Here is a 16,470-nt window from a genome sequence, read left to right as displayed (position 1 = left end):
CACCGTGGAGACACGCGGTTCGTGGAAGATCAAGCGGTCGAAGTTGTCTATGAGGTTGGCTAGCGTGAGTTTGGCTTGCGCCCTGGCAATGCCGATGGTGCAGATGAAGAGCCCATAGTGGTTCTTCTGGTGGGCGGAGACATGCTCAACCCGGGCGCGCAAGGCTGACTTTGCAGCATTGGCGCGCGGCATGCGTTCTGGCATCCCTCGCCTTTGGGGCTTCAGGGTTCAGCGCGCATCCGATAGAGTATGCTGAGCCTGGAACACCAGCACCCTGCACATCGTAACCGGATCAACCGGTAGCCGACCGCTCTCGGCTCGGTCGCTATAGCCAAGCCGCCGGGGTCAAAAGCGGCCAGAAGCGCGCGAACTCCGCCGTGGCAGCAGATCCTCGATCGGTTCCCCATCCGTGCTCAACCGCGCAAGGTGTTCCGCCCGTGCAAACGGGCTTTTGGCTGCATCGAAACTCTTCGTCCAATGCACGCAATGAATCATAATCCGCACGTCGACGGGAGGGGTTTTTGCGGGTGTCCGGATGCTCTCCCAAGCCTATCCTGCGACAATCAGTTCGATGTTCTTGTCTTCGAGCATGGCGCAGATCTCGCCCTTGATGTTTGCATCGGAGACCACCGTATCAATTTCATCGAGTCCACACACGATTGCTCCCGAAGACGCTTCGAATTTGTGGCTGTCGACAAGCACGACGATCTTCTCTGCCCGCTTTATGAATCGGCGCTGCGATGCGACCAGCACGGTATCGGTTTGCGCGATGCCTTGCGGACCGATCGAGGCGGCACCCATGAACAGCTTGCTCGCGTGAAAGCGGGGCATGGAGTCCTCTCCGCCCGGAGCGAGAATGATATTCTGTTCGCGGAAGATAGTTCCGGATGGGACCAGCAACGTCGTACCTTCCTGCGGAAGCAAGGCGTTCACGATGTGAAGCGAATTGGTCAGGACCTGAAGGCCAAGCCCGGAAAGATGCGGACACATGTGGTAGGTCGTCGATCCGCCATCAATGATAACGCCTTCGCCCGCTTCGCACAGGGCCGCAGCCGCCTTTCCTATGGCGCGCTTCGCAGCGAGGTTCTGCGCAATTGATTTCTCGAACGGCGTCCCGCGCAGGCTCAGCGTCGGGACTTCGCTATCGCCTTCGCTTCTTGTCGCCCGCGCGCCACCATGGACGCGCGAGAGCAGGCCTTGCTCCTCCATCCGGCTGAGGTCACGCCGAATGGTTGCAGGGGACGCATCCAGGTTCGCTTCAAGGTCGCGGTAGGAAACGAAGCCGCTCCGGCCAAGCGCCGCCAGTATCGCCTCCTCCCGCTCGGTCGCGTGCATGGTGATTATCCCTATCCTGCCTGTTGTTCATACTGAATGTCTTCCAACGATTTGCCCGCATTGTTCGGCGCCCACAACCATCCGACAAACGCGCTTATCGCGAGGAACCCGGTCAGGATCCAGGCGAGCACCGTGAAATCGGCAGACGCAAGCATCGGCACGAAGAAGCTGAAAACACCCAGCGTAATGCGCACCACGGCAAAGCATAGTCCCTGAGCGGTGCTGCGCAGCGCAGTGGGGAACATTTCGGCGCTCCACAACTGGAAGAAACTCTGCGCACCAAAGCCCTGGAAAAAGCCCAGCAGGAACACATGCAGGATCACCACCGGAACGGTGAGCGGAAAAATCGCCAGCAGGCTCATTCCCACCACCTGCATAAGGGCGGATACCATGAACATCGTCCTGTGGCTCACCTTGTCGACGAACTTCATGAAGATGAAATAGTTGGCGACCATGCCGAGGAAGAAATTGAGGCATTGAAGCGCGATACTCTGGGAATGGGTGGCAACGCCGAGGGTTTCCATAAGGTAGGGGAAGAACAACCCGTTGGTGCCCGCCCACAGGTTCCAGAACCCGTAGATCCCGACCAGGCCTGCGATGGAGACGAGATAGCGTCCCTTGAAAAGGGCGGAGACGGGGGGAGGGGAGTAGCTCGCGTGCTGCGTTTCCTCCCACCGGCGGCTTTCGCGCATCTTGCGGCGCAGGAACGTAAGACCGAGGGCGACGAGGACCAGATGTGCGAAGACAAGGCGCGCGCCAAGCTCGCCAAGCCCCAAGAAATCGGTAAAGAAAAGGCTCATCAGCAGCACGACGACAGGGCCGAGGTTCCACAATATCTGCGCGACCCCCGAATGCTTGCCGCGCCGCGTGTCGGGCGCTTCCTCGGCAATCAACGACCAGCTGGCCGGTATATCCGCACCCACAGCAAGGCCGACGATGATGAAGCCCAGCACGATCATCCACGGTGCCACCGCAAAGACGAGGATGCTCATACCCAGGGCATAGACCAGCATATCGTACTGATAGATGCGCTTGCGGCCCAGCCTGTCGCAAAGCCAGCCGCCGATCATGGCACCCACGCCCGCGCCGATAGCATTGGGTCCGAAGGCGGCTATCAGGCCAAGCAGCTTATCCGAAAGCCCATACATACTCTGCCACAATGCCAGCGCAGCGGCGCCCGAAACGATCGAACCACTGTCGATGTAGTTGGCAAGGCCGGCAAGGATCGTGCCCTTCCAGTTATCCTTTTCGATATGCGGATCGTCGACGATCTCTACCTGGCTCATGAATCCCCTCCCCGTGCGAGAACTGTTCTGTCGATTTGATCGATTGAGGTTGTGCCGGTGAGCGCCATGGCAACACGCATCTCGGCTTCGATAAGGTGAAGCACGTGGCGCACGCCTGCCTCGCCGCGTCCGCCGAGCGCGTAGACCCAGGGGCGCCCGATCAGCACGCCATTAGCGCCCAGCGCCAGCATTCGCACCACATCGAGGCCGGAGCGCACCCCGCCATCAGCGAGTACGGTCATGTCGCCCCTCACGGCATCGGCAATCGGGGGGAGGGCACGGGCAACCGAAAGGGCGCCGTCGAGCTGCCTGCCTCCATGGTTCGAGACGACAATCCCATCTGCGCCCAGCTTTACCGCTTCGCGTGCATCATCGGGGTCGAGGATGCCCTTGATCACCAGCGGGCGGTCCCATTCCGAGCGGATGAAGTCGAGCGTCTGCCACGTAACCGAGGGATCGAAATTGCTGCCGAGCCAGGCGAGAAAATCCGATATGGGGGCATCGGCGCCCATGACCCCCGCCACGTTGCCCAGCGACAGCGGGCGCCCCATGACGCCCACGTCCCACGCCCAGCGCGGCCGCTTGAGCACTTGCCATGTGCGGCGCATCGCGCCCTTCAGATTGTCTGCGCCCGACAGTCCGGAGCGAACATCGCGATAGCGGCTGCCGGGGAGCGGCAGGTCGACGGTGAACATCATCACCGGGCAATCGACGGCCTTCGCGCGCTGGATCATCTCGCGCATGAAGCCCCGGTCTCGCAGCATGTAGAGCTGAAACCAGATCGGCCTGGATGCAGCGGCCGCCACTTCCTCCATCGAGCAGGCAGAAACCGTGGAAAGCGTGAAGGGCACACCTGCGCTCTCGGCTGCACGTACGGCCTGGCATTCGCCGCGCCGCGCGTTGAGGCCTGCGAGCCCGATGGGCGCGAGTGCAAGCGGCATGGACAGCATCTGCCCGAACAATTGTGTCGACAGGTCGATCCGGGAGACATCGCGCAGGATCCGCTGGCGCAGCGCGATTTGCGCAAGGTCGCTCGTGTTTCTGCGTAGCGTCACCTCGCCATAGGAGCCGCCGTCGATATATTCGAACAGGAAATGCGGCACCTTGCGGCGTGACAGTTCGCGATAGTCGGTAACGGAAGCCGCGATCATCGGATAGTGCCGATGCGCGCATGCCACGCCGCCTTGTATGCGGTCAGGTCTTCGGACAACGGTTCGACGCGCTGCAGTTCGCCATCAGGCTGGAGCGAAGGGTCGATCAGGCGAAGGGCGCCAAAGCTCACGTCATTGTGAGCATTGGCCGTGTAGATCGTCATGTCCGGACGCAGCGATGCGAGGGCGCGGACGAAAACCTCGGCTTCGGCAAACCGCCCTTCGATCAAGAGACGGTCCCTGGATCCGATCAGGTCAAGCGAGACGTCGGCTAGCAGCGCGGCGTAGATGCAGGCTCCGGCGCGGCGGGCGTACCAGTCGTCAGGCCTGTCGACCCATCCTCCCTTGCATGCGGGGAAGGGGCCGTTGCCGGGCACGAGCGTGGGCAGGACCATGGCCTGGCTCTGGACCACGCCGCGAACTGCGGCGAGCAGATGCGGCTGGTCGGGCTTGATGTCGACGCGGCGGGTGTCGATCTCGATCAGGGTTTCAATCTCGCGCCCGCCCATGAAGCGGGCTGAGGGAACAGCCTGGCCATCGGCATCGACATTGACGAGACAATCGCGCCCTTCTCGCAGGGCCGTGAAGTCCTGGGGTTCTGCCGGGAGCCGCATGGCAATGAACCACGTGCCGGTGGATAGTACCGTCGCTTCGTTCCCGGCGATTTCGGGAAATCCGCGCGCGGCGACCAACGCCGCGTTGGAATCATGCAGTCCGGCAAGCACCTTAGTAGTGACGGGCAGACCGGTCTCTCGGGCGAGGCCGGGTTTGAGTGTGCCGACCACGTCGCCAGCCTTCGACAGCGGGGCAAATTTTCCGGCCCAGCCACGGCGCCGAGCCATGGCGGAAAATTCGCCTTTGGCAGGGTTCCAGAGGTCCGAATGGCAGCCAAGACTCGTGACTTCGCTCGTGGCCATGCCGGTCAGCAACCAAGCCCAGTACTGGGCATAGGGCATCAGGGTCGTATCCGCGAAGGCCTCCGGTGCGGCCTCCTCAAGCGCATGGAGTTGCGCGCCGAAGTTCAGGCCGGCAGCAAGAGCGGGAGACCCTGTTTCTGCAAAAGGATCCCGCTGCTGGCGATATGCAGAGAGCACCTCGGGCGGCAATGCCACCTCGTAATCGGGCGAAGCGAAAGCCGGCACGCCATCGCGGACGCCCGCGACTGCGGCACCGTGTGACACGGGCACGATATATTCGATGGGGTGGCCGGACCAGCGCTTGAGCGTCGCGATTGCCCAATCGGCTGTACCGGCGGTGTCGAGCAAGCCGTCAGCCGGCCCGTTCGCACGGGTAATGCGGTCGAGAATGCGGCCCTCGCGCGACCACAGGGTGAGCTTGCTCATCGTCTTACCAACATCAAGCACAATGGCGTAACCGCTGCTCAATCCCACTCCCTTTCTGCGTCGAAATGCGCATTGATGATTGTTGAATAGCGAAAATGATTGCTTGTGAAAAGTGAAAACGCTAGCCTGCGGCGCATGACCATGCAGACCACGCTTGCCGGAGAGGCCATTCCCTTCGCTATTCCTGGCTGCCGCTGGGACGATGCCGCTGCCGCTGAAATGAGTGAGCCCGAGCTTCTGCTATATCGCTCGAACCTGCTTGGCAGCGACCTCACCGTGACCAATTTCGGTGGCGGGAATACTTCGGCCAAGGTCATGGGGACCGATCCGCTCTCCGGCGAGCCGGTCGAGGTCTTGTGGGTCAAGGGCTCGGGCGGAGACATCGGCTCCATGACGCTCGATGGTTTCGCGACGCTCTACGAAGACAAGCTTCTCGCGCTCGAAAACCATTATGACGGCGAGCAGGACGACGACAAGATGGTCGGTTTCCTGCCGCACTGCACGTTCAACCTGAACAGCCGCGCAGCCAGTATCGACACGCCGCTGCATTCGCTGCTCCCCTATAAGCATATCGATCATGTCCATCCCGATGCGATCATCGCCCTGGCGGCCTCGTCCGGCGGTGAGGCGGCAACGCGGGAAATCTGGGGGGACGAAATCGGTTGGCTCCCCTGGAAACGTCCGGGCTTTACCCTTGGCGTCATGATCCGCGATTTCGCGAAGGCCAATCCGCAGGCGAAGGGTGCGATGCTGGCCGGGCACGGCATCATCTGCTGGGCCGATACGGCGAAGGATTGCTACGAGCAGACCGGGCGCCTGATTGCCCAAGCGGCAGAATATCTGAACGCCAGGCTTGCCGGCAACCCGGCCTTTGGCGGCGCGATCCACGATCCTGTGCCGGATCGCGCGGCCATCGCGTCCGATCTCATGCCGCGCCTTCGCGGCCTGATGACCGGTGACCGCCGGAAGATCGGCCATTTTTCCGATGACGCAGCGACGCTCGAATTCGTCTGCTCGAAGGATTTCGGCCGACTGGCGGCTCTTGGAACATCGTGTCCCGATCATTTCCTGCGCACCAAGATCGCTCCGCTTACGCTCGATCCGGCGCGATTGGATGACGACGATTATCTCGCGCAATCGCTGGCGGATTATCGCGACCTCTACGCCGCCTATTACGACCGCTGCAAGCGCGCCAATTCGCGGCCATGCGCGATGCCAACCCTGTGGTCGTGCTGGTTCCAGGCGTTGGTCGGATGACCTTTGCCAAGGACAAGGCTACGGCTCGTATCGCTGGCGAGTTCTACCTCAACGCCATCAACGTCATGCGCGGGGCCGAGGCCATCGGCGATTACATTGCGCTGGACGAACAGGAAGCCTTCGACATCGAATACTGGTTGCTCGAGGAAGCCAAGTTGCAGCGCATGCCTGCGCCGAGGGAAATGGTCGGCAAGATCGCGCTGGTGACGGGCGGGGCCGGCGGCATCGGTGCGGCGACGGCGGCGCGCCTGCTGAAGGAAGGCGCCTGCGTGATGCTCGCAGACCGCGACGGCGAGGTGGTGGCCGAAGTTCGCGAAAGATTTGCCAAACAGTTCGGCAAGGATGTCGTTCGCTGCGTCACCTGCGACGTCACCGATGAGGCGCAGATGAAAGCAGCCTTTGCCGAATGTGCGCGCGAATTCGGCGGGCTGGACATTCTCGTGGCCAATGCCGGCATCGCGTCGAGCGCGCCGATCGAGCAGACCACCGTAGAGCTGTGGGATCGCAATTACGATGTCCTGGCGCAAGGCTATTTCCTCACAGCCAAGCATGCGTGGGGCCTGCTGAAGCAGATGAAGGAGCAGGGCGGGACGTCGGTCGTCTTTATCGGATCGAAGAATGCGATTGCCGCTGCTGCGGGAGCCTCGGCCTATGCCAGCGCCAAGGCCGCCGCCAATCACCTTGCGCGGTGCCTCGCGCTTGAAGGCGCGCCCGAAGGGATCCGAGTGAACGTCGTCAATCCGGATGCTGTCATCAAGGGCAGCCGCATCTGGGACGGCGACTGGCGCAAGGAACGCGCCGCCTCGAACAAGGTGGACGCAGGTGAAGAGCTTGAAGCGCATTATCGCAACCGCTCGATGCTGAAGCGCGACGTTCTCCCGGAGGACATTGCCGAAGCCGCTTATTGGCTCGCCAGTGAGGCCAGCGCGAAGTCGACCGGCAACATGCTCAACGTGGATGCGGGCAACGTGCAGGCGTTTACGCGCTAACAGGAGCGGAGGAGAGGACATGCAGAAGACGGTTATTTCGCCGGACCTGATCGCGCAGGGCAATGCGGACAACGCGGCCGCTCTGGAAGACGATTACGCCAGCCTCGACCGCAAACTCGAGCGGCGCGGCATTGCTATCGATTCCGTGAAGGACAGGGCCAAGGGCTGGTCAGTCGCGGTGCCCAGCTGGGGCGCGGGCCGGGGAGGCACCCGCTTTGCCAAGTTCCCGCTCGCAGGCGAACCGACCAACATCCACGAGAAGCTGGAAGACTGCGCTGTAATCCATCAGCTTGGCCGTACCACGCCGCGTGTAAGCCCGCATTTCCCCTGGGATTGCGTGGAAGATTACGCCGGATTGCGCGAAGAGGCAGAAAGCTACGGCCTCGGCTTCGACGCGGTGAATTCCAACACTTTTCAGGATCAGCCGGGGCAGGCGCAGACCTACGCCACGGGTTCGCTCGCCTCCACCGTCGAAGCAACGCGCCAGCAGGCCGTCGAACACAATATAGAGTGTATCGAGATCGGGCAGAAGATCGGCTCCCGTCGTCTGACCGTGTGGGTGGGCGATGGCACGAACTTCCCCGGCCAACAGGATCTCGGTCGCTCGCTTGATCGCTATCTCGAGGCAGCTGCGCAGGTCTACGCTGCCTTGCCCGGCGACTGGCAGATGATGCTCGAACACAAGATGTTCGTAGCCGGCCTTCTACTCCTCGGTCATTTCGGACTGGGGCAGTTCGCTGATGGCGGCGCAGGAACTTGGCGACAAGTGCAAGTGCCTTGTCGATCTTGGCCACCACGCCCCGAACGTGAATATCGAACAGATCGTCGCCCGTCTTCACCGCGCGGGAAAGCTCGGCGGCTTCCATTTCAACGACAGCAAGTATGGCGACGACGATCTCGACAGCGGATCGATTGACCCGCATCAGCTCTTCCTAGTGTTCAACGAGCTTGTCGAAGCGGAATTGAACCCGCGCGCCGGGTTCGATCCTGCCTACATGATCGATCAGTCGCACAATGTCACCGATCCCATCGAAAGCATGATGTCCTCGGCAGAGGCGATCGCCGGATGTTATGTTCGTGCGTTGCTGGTTGACCGCGATGCTCTTCGAGCGGCGCAGGAGGCGAACGACGCGATGCTCGCTTTCCGCATTCTGCGTACGGCCTACGAAACCGATGTCGGCCCCATCCTCGCCAGGGCTCGCGAGGAAATGGGCGGCGCAATCGACTGGCTGCAGGCCTATCGCGACAGCCAGTACCGCCAACGCAAGGCGCAGGAGCGCAAGGCCGTGGGGCTGGGCGCCGGTATCGTGTGAAACAGATGCCCGGCAATGACGCGCGCAATAGGAGAAGGGTTCGTCTTCTGGCCAAATTCACGTGCGGCATTTGGCATTTGGTAATGGTTGCCCTTGCGGAAAACATGCTGCGCCCATCCAATCGTTTGTAGCTGAGACGCACAAAGACCGACCAGCATGGGATTTGGCAGCTGGAAATTGCCTTTGCCCATGGCTGTGAGGAAACGGCCGCCCTAGCCGACGCCAGGCGCGAGGCCACCGAGATGATGGCGGCAGGGTGCTGTTCGGATTTGATTAGCGCGGCGTGGGCGGCATTGCGATCCACGAGATGGGCAGTGCCCGCGTAGGCCGAGATCAGCGAAGCAACGTGCTCAACGCCTGGAGTCAGGCGAACGACATACCGAACCTATTCGTCACCGACGGCGCGCAGGTGAGTTCCCCGGCCTGTAAGAACCCTTCGCTCACCGCGCTTGTCACTTCGCCGTTGCTTAGATGAAGCCGGAGACTTCTGACCGACAGGACGAGAGCTTCAGGGGGCAGGGCTTGCGAAGACGCGCAGCTTCACGGGTCCTAACAGGCCCGACGTGCGAAGAGGCGCGTCCGCAGTGTAGGTTGGGCCGAACGCCATCGCATCCTGAGTGCCAAGGACGGCATCGCCGATCAGGCGGTTGACCCAAAGATTCGCGACGCGGATCTCGAAGCTGTTGTCGCCGGGTCTTACGAGAGAGGTGACGTCGAGCGTGTACGGCCGGGTCCAGACGATACCTGCCGCAGTTCCGTTCACCGACACTTCCGCCATGTCGCCCACTTCGCCGAGCTCCAGTTCGATGCGAGGGTTTCCTGCCAGCGCATCCGGGGGGACGTGAACGTCGCGCTTATATCGCGCCGTTCCGGAAAAGTACCTCAGGTCCGCCTCCTGCAAATCGGTCCACGATATCAGGCGAGGCATGGCGACTGATCGCGCTTCCTCACCGAATTCAACCTGCCAGTCACCGTTGAGGTCAAGTTCTGCGCCGGGAGCCATGCTTTGCCGGGCCGGACTTGCGGGTACATCATCCCCGGCAAGAACCACGATCGCAGAGCCGCCTGCGGGTATTTCCAGCCGGGCAAGGGTGCGATCGTGCGCGGTTCGATGGGCCAGCGCTTCACGCTCACCGGTTACGGCGTCCCAGAGTTCGGGTCGATAGCCGCTGCTCCGCATGGAGAAATCACCGGCAAACGCGCGTGGGCCTTTGTTGAATACGAAATATATCTCCGCATCGTCCAGTTCGCGGTGCTGCACGATAAGATCCGCAGCAGGCTCGGCAAACCAATCGGGGGCGGTGCCAGTTTCGCGCAGAGCCTCGTCCAGGCTTTCGTAGACCATGCCGTCTTGGAAGCGATGCGGACTGCTGCTGCCGGATGGCCAGAGTTCGTCCGCAAGCTGGCTCCAGCGTTGCGGGTCATCGCCCAAACTCGGTGTGCCATCGGGTCTCGCGCCGGCAAGTACGGCTCCTTCGCCGACAAGCGAATGGATGCGTTCGAGGGTCGCCAAGGTCATGCGTTCGCTACTGCCGCCCAGCGCCAGCAGGCGATAGGTGACGCCGCCATCGGAGACAAGCGTGCCGTCCGCCGCCACGCTAATGGCTGAGCGCAGGCCCTCTGCGCCAACGAAATCGAAGCCGTAGCCCTGCGGCACGCCTTCGAAAGGCCGTTCGGAATAGAGGGCCGTCACCGGCGCCTCCTCGCCCACGAAATAGGCGATTTCAGCCGCGTGGCGGCCCTGCTGCATCAACCACGAAACGCGCGCGAGATAGTCCGTCCAACCCCGCGCCATGTCCGCCCACGTTTCGTGCCGGGTAAAGAACTGGCCAAGCTGCGGAGCGAGCGAGAAACCCGGTCGTGCATCGTCGAGTGGCTGGTGCGCCGAAGTGTGGATGATCATCCGGTTGACACCCAGCGCAAAGGCGTGGTCGGCCGAAGGCTTGAGATCGGCAGGGGAAAAAGCGAAAGGTAGGCCGAAGGCCGTCAGGCTTTCTGCACCGACCAGCGCGCGGCCATAGATATTCGCCACCGATGCGGCGCCCTGAATATCCGCTGCCAAGGTCGGCCGTTCGAGGCGACCGTTCGGGGCCCACCAGAACGCCCCCATGGGAATGTCGGCCCGTGCGCGAATTGCCAGATCGTCACCCAGTTGCGGGCGACGGTCCTCGAGGGCTTCCGCGTAGTAGGTAAGATCGCTTTCATCCGCGATACGAGCGAGCGTGCCGTAATGGGCCTCGGTCACGAGGTCTGAAATGGTGCGGCGGAAATCCCACAGGAAACGGTCGCTGGCCTGCGCGCTTTCGATCACGACGCCGGTGAGGGCTGGTAGGAACGGCGTGGGGTCGTAACCGCGTAATGTCCGAAATTGCTCGATCATTCGCGGCGTCCAGTTCTGGTTCCCCGCCTCGATGCTGTCGCTCAAGAGCGCGCGAATGCCTCGGTCACCGACCAGCTCTTCGCCCACGGCTGCGCGATATATGTCGAGATAGCGTGTGATGTACCGCTCCACGGCATCGGCGTCGAGCTTGTCCACTTCCAATCCGGTCGCCTCTGCCGGTGCGGGGCCATTCGTTTCGCCCGTGAGCGAATAGCCCAGCCTCAAGATCGTCCAGCGTCCGGCAGGTGGCACCCAGGACAGAGAACCGTCGGCTTGCAGGAACTCCGTAACGTCGACCACATCTGCGGCCGGGACTGCGTCGACATCAGCCGTACCCGGCGTGTCATGCGCGTAGTAGTCCGGGGTGGTGGCAAACCCCGCCTTCTCGACCCACTGATCGATCCGCGCGCGCCCGGAAAAGCGGGCTTCCGTCAGGGAGAATGCATCGGGCGCGGGCGGAGCGGGTATGGCCACGGTGCCGGATGGGGCAGGTGGCCCGCCCCCCGGTCGCTGAGTCAGTTCCAGACGCGCGAAGCGAACCGTTTCCGGCGCGAACGTTATCGTGCGCAGTCCTGCAGTATTGCCCGGAAGATCGGCAATGGTGCGAAAGTCCCTGCCGTCCGCGCTCACACTCAGTACGGCTTGCGGCATTGGCGGTGCGCCAAAACCTGTTGCTGCGTTCAAACCCAGTTCGAAAGCGGTGATCACGGTGGGAGCGCCAAAGTCGAAGGTCAAATTTGCCCTACCCTCAGGGCCGATGGGCACGGCGGTAGCGGCAGAATAACGTCCATCCGTCATCATGCCGGTTTCGAGCAGTTCGCTTGCGCCATGCGTGACGGTCGGCGTCGGCGCGGTTGCATCGACAGAAGGAAAGGCCAGGACGCGCACGTCCTTGTAGAGTGCATGCCCCTGGTCAGGGTGCGCAGCCGAGATATCCTGGATGGGGCCAGCAACGTCAGGCGGGGGAGGGAGCAAACCGACAGCCGTTTCGCCCGGCACCTCGACTTGTGACCATACGAGCTTTTTCATCGCGTCCGAGGCCTGAACGAAAGGCGCACCTGTCGCGCTCCATCCAGGCGAGGACGCGATAGCCAGTTCAAGGCCGAGTTCCTGCGCGACACGTGCGCTGCGCGCGACTGCTCCACCCCATTCCGGCGAGGACCAGATCAGCGGTGGATCGACAACCCGGGGTGTCGCCAGCGTGCCTTCGAAAAGCTGCACTCCGCCCATGCCGGCTTCATGCATCCAGCGCAGATCGGCCTCCGCACCATCTGCGGAGACGTTGCCATTCATCCAATGCCACCAAGTATACGGTCGCGCCGCCGGAGGCGGGTCGGCGAAGCCATCTGCCAATGGATTTGAGACCGATTGCGTGCAGCCGGCAAGCCACAGAGCGAGCACCCCGACAATCGCTTCCTTCCCGATTCTTCGCCGCCCGACCGCTCTCCGGCCTCGACGATTAGGGGGGCTGAGATGTGCAAAGCTGTTCGACATGCGCGTCATTTGTCTTGGAACCCGTTCTTCCTCTCCATGAAGGCATAGCGGGAAAACACAACATACCAACCAAAATAATCACCGATTAGATGGCGCGGGATCGAAGGTCCGAACGCGCGGCATCGTGAAGCACCTCATTTGGTACGACAAGAATGGTTCTGCGAAGGGGTGGGCACCGGGCACCGACCTGCGCAAAGGGGATCGTAGCGGACAGCTTTCCTAATCAAGCAAAGGATGCGCGCAAATTTGGCTTCGCAGTCCTTAGCGATTTTGATCATAACTCTCGGAAGCAATATCAGGCTTGGAAAAACAACTATCTCGGAAATTCAATTCAAGATGATCCCAAATCGGCCGATGTCGTTGTTCCTATCGCTTCGCTTGTGCGGCTTACCATTCGCTTATGCCGCGATGGCGTATACGGAATGGTAGCTTTTTGCAGTTCGCACGATAACTGCCGACAGTTTCGATGGTCTGCCGCAAGGCTGGGGGTTCGACTTTGTGGGCGAGGAAGGACTGCGGCACGCGCTCCGCATGACTGGCGACGGCGCGCTCGTTTTGGACGGGGGCGTTCGCTATCGACTGCTTGTGCTGGGCGGCGGCATGCGCATGACGCTGTCGACGCTGGAACGCATTCTTTCGTCGGATCGCCTCCCGAAGCAAGCCCGAACCTGGCCGATGATATGCGCCCTTGGAGCGAGGTTGCCGACGATCTGTGGTTGGCGGACAACGCCTCGTCGCAACGGGTGGGTAAAGGGTTCGTCTACGGCATCTCGCCCCACTGTTCGGGATTACCCGATGCGGAGAAATTATTTGTCTTCAACCGCAGCGGACGGCCCATTGCGGGTGATTTTTCGTTCTGCACCCACGGGTGTCGTCCCGAATGGTGGGACGCAGTTACGGATCGGCGCGGGACGGCAGCCCATCGCGTCGAAGGCGGCCGCATCGTCGTACCGCTCGAAATGGCCACGGGCGGATCGTCCAACGTGGTCCTTCGTCAAAAGGGCGAACCTGCAAAGCCGGAAAGGCGACGATGAGGGCGCAGGATCGTGTCGATCTCAGCCGGGACTGGCAGCGGTAATTTCCCGGCGCGGGACACGCGATGGCGCTGCCGCAGCTTGTTTCATGGACATCGTAGGCCGCGCTGAAATTGCGGTACTTTGCGGGGACGGCTATCTATAGCCACGACTTCGTGCCCGACCCTCTACGAGCGACATCAAGTTTTTTGTCAGCGAAGGCGCCAAGACCGTTCGGATCCGCCTCGCCAATCTGTGGGTCGACCGGCTGATCGATGATTCCGTGGAAGACAATTGGCAACGCCGAGGCGTTCGGCCCGACCAATACCGACAAGGCACCGCTGCGCGCTCCGGCGCCTTTCGGGTCCCGTCATGCTGCGCTTTTTCCGGACCGTCCGGGAAGACGCGCAACTAGGTGATGGCCATCAAAACCGCCTGATGGACGATGGCGAGAGACAGCTGCCTTTCCTTGAAATCCATGACCCCGTCCGGATAGATCAGTCCCTTGCGAAGCATGTTTGCAAACCCGTAGACCGCGGACCAGAACGCGATCGTGCGCACGTCCGCTTCGTCCTCGGTAATGTCCGGCAGATGTTCGGCAATCAGCCCGCGAAGTGCCTTGTGCGCGCGGATCTGGTAATCGAGAAGCTGGCGATCGAGCGTGGGCGTGGTCAGTTCGCTCTCATACATCAATTCGACGAGGTGCGGATTTTTCTTGGAGAAGGCGATGAAATGGACGCCCATCGCCTCCAGCTGGTCCGCGGTTCCGCTGGCCCCGCCGACGGCCTTCCCCACGCCTGCCATCATTTCCTCGTACCCTTCGATGGCGAGCGCAAGCAGCAGCGACCGTCGATCCGGAAAATGGTGGTAGGGCGCACCGGGCGAAACGCCCACGATCTGCGCGAGCGATCGGATCGAGAGGCTGGTATGCCCATGGGTCACAAGATAATCGCGCCCGGCATCCAGCAAATCCCGTCGCAAATTCTCCTTGTGGTAGGGGTTTTTCGCCTGCGTCATTCCGGCCCTCGATTGTCCTGAAACGGCATCTAGCAGCATTTGCGGCGATGAGAAGGCTTCGCGATAATTCGCAAGGCCCGCCAGAGGCGACATTTTCGCGCCGGGCAACAGAGGTTTTGCCAAGCGCGATGGGAGGCCGGATATCGGGCCGAGCCTCGTGAAACAAAAAAGCCCGCCGCCGCAAGGTTGCGAGCGGGCGGGCTGCGTAAACGGATTCCCATAAGCGCTGGCACGCCGGCAGCCCGGTGAAGGACTGCCGGCGAAACCGTGCGATCACGGGATGCAGATGGTGGCCAGACGCTCTGCATGGGTCGGGAAAATATGTACATCGGGCGGAAAATAGGAATAGCGGATCCGCGCTTTTACTTCGACCGTGTGCACACCCGGTTCGAGACCGCCCGGCTTGTCGACCAGGATTTCGCCCCACTCGGTCAAGCCCCAGCGTGCCTCGGTTTCCTCACGCATTTCTTCCAGCGTGTAGACTTCGTCGCGGATGCCGAAGCGGTTCTTTTCGAAAGGAAAGAACTCGCCATCGACCGTCACGTCGAAGCCATCGATCTGCGACAGGCGGGTGCCGTGATAGTTGGGAATACGGATGCGGACGGCAAAACCTTCGCGTGCGCCGTCGGGGCCGAAATTGCGAAAGCCGGTGCCCTGGATCAATTGATGTTCAAGCATGGAATAAACTCCGATCTGGATGGATTGTGCGCGGGTTGGACGACGGGTGCCTAAGGACGCCCCTCGTCGAATTCGCGCTCCAGCTTGCGCAGCAAGACGTGCTGACGCCGCACCTGGTCGATCGAGCGCCAGGGCGCGCGCCAGCCTTCGTACTCGCTGGAAAGGTAACCGGAGTAGCCCGAACGCTTGATGGCGGAGATCACCGGCTTCCAGGGAATGTTCTGGTCTTCCAGATTCTCGTCGATGTCGTGAAACTTGGCCTGGACGAAGGCCACATATTTCGCAACGTCCAGGAAATCCTCCGGATCGACGGCGATGCCGTTGAGGAATTCCATGTGCTTGCGGGCCTCCTCGTTGATCTGATGCGATCCCCAGTGCGTCAACGGCCTGTCCTGGAAAATGCCGGTATCGATCATCAGGCGAAAATTCTCGCTGCCGGTGCGTTCGATGAAGTCGATATAGCCGTCGACGACCTTGTGCTTGATCGGCGTCGGGGAATGGATTTCCGGGCAGATCACCACGTCCAGTTTCGCCGCAAGATCGAGATTGCGCTCGGTATAGGCTTCCCACTGCGGATCGGGGATCAGGTCATGCGAGATGACGCCGAACTTGGGGCGCAGAAACTTGAAGCCCAGCCGATGGGCGAGGCGCAGGTCGCGCTCCAGTTCCGCCGCTCCCTCCTCGATTGTCAGGCTGTGCTTCAGCGTGATGCGGGTATCCACCCACGAACACATGTTGGTGGGTTCGAGGTCGTACGTTTCGAGCAGGCCGAACCACCGGTCGAGCCAGCTGGTGGGGGGATTGGGGTAGCCTTCGATCTGTCCCTCGCCAAGAATCTCGATCCCTGTGGCACCGGTTCCGGCGATGTGATCGAAAACATCCTCCATCGCCATGACCGAACCATAATCCTCGCCATAGCTGTAGGCGGATACGCCGTATTTGAATTGTCCGGCCATGCAGGGTCTCCCTTGAATCTGTTCACCTCGCGCCTTGCGGGTGCGGGGTCATTATCGAATCAGAGGTTCGATTAAGCGCTGATTAGATTATATGCAAGGGGAGCGCCGCACGTGCCCCCCGGTATGGCCAGGATGTGCGCCGGGGCGACGAGCAGGCCAGCAACGCCGCTTTCCCGTTCCCGGCGCAACCCGCCGTTACGCATGGGCGCACGAGAGCGTTGACCTTCATCTAATCGCCGATTAATAATCGTCACCCAA

The 16,470-nt window shown here is 61.6% G+C and carries 13 protein-coding genes and 1 pseudogene; 6 read left to right on the top strand and 8 right to left on the bottom strand.

All coding sequences use genetic code 11. The annotated features are described in order from the left end of the window. Positions 1 to 549 precede the first annotated feature (549 nt). Genes JD971_RS00630 through JD971_RS00615 form a run of 4 tightly spaced genes read right to left on the bottom strand, consistent with a single transcriptional unit; the run spans position 550 to position 5,115 of the window. A complete protein-coding gene (locus JD971_RS00630) occupies positions 550 to 1,335 on the bottom strand; it encodes a DeoR/GlpR family DNA-binding transcription regulator (RefSeq protein ID WP_202085213.1) in 786 nt (261 codons plus the stop codon). Positions 1,336 to 1,346: 11 nt separating this feature from the next. Next, positions 1,347 to 2,621 (bottom strand): MFS transporter, encoded by a 1,275-nt coding sequence (locus JD971_RS00625; RefSeq protein WP_202085210.1) that lies wholly within the window; start codon positions 2,619 to 2,621, stop codon positions 1,347 to 1,349. Beyond that, the gene (gene lldD / locus JD971_RS00620) at positions 2,618 to 3,772 is read right to left on the bottom strand and encodes an FMN-dependent L-lactate dehydrogenase LldD (protein ID WP_202085208.1); all 1,155 of its coding nucleotides are present in this window, start codon (positions 3,770 to 3,772) and stop codon (positions 2,618 to 2,620) included. Before lldD ends, JD971_RS00625 begins: the two co-directional genes overlap by 4 nt. After that, positions 3,769 to 5,115: an FGGY-family carbohydrate kinase gene (locus tag JD971_RS00615; RefSeq protein ID WP_202085206.1), complete on the bottom strand. Its 1,347-nt coding sequence runs from the start codon at positions 5,113 to 5,115 to the stop codon at positions 3,769 to 3,771. The genes lldD and JD971_RS00615 overlap by 4 nt, the downstream gene beginning before the upstream one ends. Positions 5,116 to 5,250: 135 nt before the next feature. Here JD971_RS00615 and JD971_RS16395 point away from each other — a divergent pair, with 135 nt between their 5' ends. The 4 genes from JD971_RS16395 to JD971_RS16385 all read left to right on the top strand — a co-directional run bounded on the left by JD971_RS16395 (position 5,251) and on the right by JD971_RS16385 (position 9,149). Continuing rightward, positions 5,251 to 6,372, top strand: a complete 1,122-nt coding sequence (locus tag JD971_RS16395; protein WP_236672190.1) for a class II aldolase/adducin family protein — start codon at positions 5,251 to 5,253, stop codon at positions 6,370 to 6,372. After that, positions 6,369 to 7,361: an SDR family oxidoreductase gene (locus JD971_RS16390; RefSeq protein ID WP_236672189.1), complete on the top strand. Its 993-nt coding sequence runs from the start codon at positions 6,369 to 6,371 to the stop codon at positions 7,359 to 7,361. The genes JD971_RS16395 and JD971_RS16390 overlap by 4 nt, the downstream gene beginning before the upstream one ends. A gap of 19 nt (positions 7,362 to 7,380) precedes the next feature. Beyond that, a complete protein-coding gene (locus JD971_RS00605; RefSeq protein WP_236672188.1) occupies positions 7,381 to 8,277 on the top strand; it encodes a hypothetical protein in 897 nt (298 codons plus the stop codon). Positions 8,278 to 8,981: 704 nt separating this feature from the next. Further along, on the top strand, positions 8,982 to 9,149 hold the full coding sequence (locus JD971_RS16385) for a GMC oxidoreductase (protein WP_236672416.1): 168 nt from the start codon (positions 8,982 to 8,984) through the stop codon (positions 9,147 to 9,149). Positions 9,150 to 9,182: 33 nt separating this feature from the next. Here the strand turns inward: JD971_RS16385 and JD971_RS00595 are convergent, their stop codons facing one another. Further along, positions 9,183 to 12,548, bottom strand: coding sequence for a glycosyl hydrolase (locus tag JD971_RS00595; RefSeq protein ID WP_256435271.1), 3,366 nt, complete (start codon positions 12,546 to 12,548; stop codon positions 9,183 to 9,185). 447 nt (positions 12,549 to 12,995) lie between these two features. Between JD971_RS00595 and JD971_RS16960 the strand changes: the two are divergent. Both JD971_RS16960 and JD971_RS16380 read left to right on the top strand, forming a co-directional pair. Beyond that, a pseudogene (locus tag JD971_RS16960) lies at positions 12,996 to 13,169 on the top strand (hypothetical protein); the annotation flags it as partial. Positions 13,170 to 13,264: 95 nt separating this feature from the next. Beyond that, entirely contained in the window at positions 13,265 to 13,582 is a 318-nt protein-coding gene (locus tag JD971_RS16380; protein WP_236672186.1) for a hypothetical protein, read from the top strand. Between the two features lie 390 nt (positions 13,583 to 13,972). On the opposite strand, the gene JD971_RS00585 is transcribed toward JD971_RS16380, so the two are convergent. The 3 genes from JD971_RS00585 to JD971_RS00575 form a co-directional block, all read right to left on the bottom strand. Further along, complete coding sequence (locus tag JD971_RS00585) at positions 13,973 to 14,578, bottom strand: TetR/AcrR family transcriptional regulator (RefSeq protein ID WP_202085203.1); 606 nt, start codon at positions 14,576 to 14,578, stop codon at positions 13,973 to 13,975. Positions 14,579 to 14,851: 273 nt separating this feature from the next. Next, positions 14,852 to 15,256 (bottom strand): DUF6379 domain-containing protein, encoded by a 405-nt coding sequence (locus JD971_RS00580; RefSeq protein WP_202085202.1) that lies wholly within the window; start codon positions 15,254 to 15,256, stop codon positions 14,852 to 14,854. A gap of 50 nt (positions 15,257 to 15,306) precedes the next feature. Beyond that, entirely contained in the window at positions 15,307 to 16,212 is a 906-nt protein-coding gene (locus tag JD971_RS00575; RefSeq protein ID WP_202085201.1) for a sugar phosphate isomerase/epimerase, read from the bottom strand. Between the last annotated feature and the right edge of the window lie 258 nt (positions 16,213 to 16,470).

It is taken from the genome of Croceicoccus sp. YJ47 (genome assembly GCF_016745095.1).
Lineage (GTDB): Bacteria > Pseudomonadota > Alphaproteobacteria > Sphingomonadales > Sphingomonadaceae > Croceicoccus.
Note: the sequence above shows the minus strand (reverse complement) of the source record. Positions and strands in the feature narration are given on the sequence as shown.

Coding starts and splice junctions, on each gene's coding strand:
- JD971_RS00630 (WP_202085213.1), bottom strand. CDS start 1,335: ATGCACGCGACCGAGCGGGAGGAGGCGATACTGGCGGCGCTTGGCCGG.
- JD971_RS00625 (WP_202085210.1), bottom strand. CDS start 2,621: ATGAGCCAGGTAGAGATCGTCGACGATCCGCATATCGAAAAGGATAAC.
- lldD (WP_202085208.1), bottom strand. CDS start 3,772: ATGATCGCGGCTTCCGTTACCGACTATCGCGAACTGTCACGCCGCAAG.
- JD971_RS00615 (WP_202085206.1), bottom strand. CDS start 5,115: ATGAGCAAGCTCACCCTGTGGTCGCGCGAGGGCCGCATTCTCGACCGC.
- JD971_RS16395 (WP_236672190.1), top strand. CDS start 5,251: ATGACCATGCAGACCACGCTTGCCGGAGAGGCCATTCCCTTCGCTATT.
- JD971_RS16390 (WP_236672189.1), top strand. CDS start 6,369: ATGACCTTTGCCAAGGACAAGGCTACGGCTCGTATCGCTGGCGAGTTC.
- JD971_RS00605 (WP_236672188.1), top strand. CDS start 7,381: ATGCAGAAGACGGTTATTTCGCCGGACCTGATCGCGCAGGGCAATGCG.
- JD971_RS16385 (WP_236672416.1), top strand. CDS start 8,982: ATGGGCAGTGCCCGCGTAGGCCGAGATCAGCGAAGCAACGTGCTCAAC.
- JD971_RS00595 (WP_256435271.1), bottom strand. CDS start 12,548: ATGTCGAACAGCTTTGCACATCTCAGCCCCCCTAATCGTCGAGGCCGG.
- JD971_RS00585 (WP_202085203.1), bottom strand. CDS start 14,578: ATGACGCAGGCGAAAAACCCCTACCACAAGGAGAATTTGCGACGGGAT.
- JD971_RS00580 (WP_202085202.1), bottom strand. CDS start 15,256: ATGCTTGAACATCAATTGATCCAGGGCACCGGCTTTCGCAATTTCGGC.
- JD971_RS00575 (WP_202085201.1), bottom strand. CDS start 16,212: ATGGCCGGACAATTCAAATACGGCGTATCCGCCTACAGCTATGGCGAG.